Origin of the sequence: Jidongwangia harbinensis (genome assembly GCF_020216025.1) — a bacterium.
In the GTDB taxonomy this organism is placed as follows: Bacteria; Actinomycetota; Actinomycetes; order Mycobacteriales; family Micromonosporaceae; genus Actinoplanes; species Actinoplanes harbinensis.
Map to the genome: position 1 here is coordinate 1 of NZ_JAIWNC010000104.1, position 1,576 is coordinate 1,576.

Here is a 1,576-nt window from a genome sequence, read left to right on the forward strand (position 1 = left end):
CTTGAGTTTTAACGTGTGGCGGGGTTGCATCGACCCTGGTTGATCATGAGGACAGCCCTTGATTGATCATCTTCTTGTCTAGGGAAGAAGATCCACACCAAGGGCTGTCTGGTGATTAGTGTGCATGAGGCTGTGCCAGCTGACGCTGTCGGGCGGTTGACGGCGTTGCGGCGGGAGGTCCATCGTTGTCTGACCATGCGGGCGGACGCGTTGTTTGAGCTGGTGGACGCGCTGCTGTGCGGCGACAGGCCAGTGGGGTCGCTGGTCGAGTTGTCGCTCGCGGGCGAGCATCGGCGCAGCCACGGCTCGCTGTATGCGGCACTCAACCAGGGTCGGATCAACGTCGACCGGCTGCGGACCGCCCTGAGCGCAGTCGCAGTGCCCCGGGCCGCAGACGGACGAATCGTCCTCGCGGTCGATGTGACGTGCTGGCTGCGCCCGGAGGCACACACCTCACCGCAGCGGGTGCTCTGTCACACCTACGGGCGCGGTAAGGACACCCACATCGGGGTTCCAGGCTGGCCGTACTCCGTGGTCACCGCCTTGGAGACCGGCCGCAGCTCGTGGACCGCGCCGCTGGACGCTCGCAGGCTCGCCCCCGGCGACGACGCCGCCACCGTCACCGCCGGGCAACTGCGTGACGTGGTCGAACGACTGATCAGCGCCGGGCAGTACCAGCCCGGCGACCCCGACATATGGATCGTTGCGGACGCCGGTTACGACGGTCCCCGACTGGCGTTCCTGCTCGCCGACCTGCCGGTGAAGGTCCTGGTCCGGATGCGTTCTGACCGGGTCCTGCGCCGAGCCGCACCGCCGCGCATGCCAGGGACGACCGGCCGCCCACCGCGACACGGCGGCGAGTTCATCTTCGGTGATCCAGCCAGCTGGGGCACTCCGGACGCAGCCACCACCACCGACACCCGCCTCTACGGCACCGCGACCGCCCGGGCCTGGCACCGGCTGCACCCCCGGCTGACTCACCGCACCGCCTGGGCCAGCGAACACGGCCCGCTACCGATCATTGAAGGCACCGTGATCCTGCTGAGCGTCGAACGACTCCCGTCCGGTGCCACCGCGAAACCGGTCTGGCTGTGGTGGTCCCACCCGACGGCCACCACCAGCGAGGTCGACCTGGCCTGGCAGGCGTTCCTGCGCCGCTTCGACATCGAGCACACCTTCCGCATGCTCAAACAAACCCTCGGCTGGACCCGCCCGAAACTGCGTGACCCGGCCGCCGCCGACCGCTGGACCTGGCTGGTGCTGACCGCTTACACCCAGCTGCGCCTCGCCCGGACCGCAGTCGCCGACCTACGCCGTCCCTGGGAACGACCGGCACCAGCCGAGCGGCTCACCCCGGCCCGCGTCCGACGAGCGTTTCGGCACCTACGCGGCAAGACCAGCAGCCCCGCCGCCGCACCGAAACCCTCCCGTCCAGGCCCCGGACGACCACCCGGCCACCGCAACCACCGGCCAGCCAACCGCCACGACGTCCATATCGTCACCAGCGCAAACGCCAACCCGAAAAACAAGAAAACACATAACCCCAGACCACGCCGCACAGGTTAAAACTCAAGCT

The 1,576-nt window shown here is 68.3% G+C and carries 1 protein-coding gene; it reads left to right on the forward strand.

Going from position 1 to position 1,576, the window contains the following annotated elements; genetic code table 11:
• Window positions 1-111 precede the first annotated feature (111 nt).
• Complete coding sequence (locus tag LDL48_RS43160) at window positions 112-1,566, forward strand: NF041680 family putative transposase (RefSeq protein ID WP_308016566.1); 1,455 nt, start codon at window positions 112-114, stop codon at window positions 1,564-1,566.
• Window positions 1,567-1,576 lie beyond the last annotated feature (10 nt).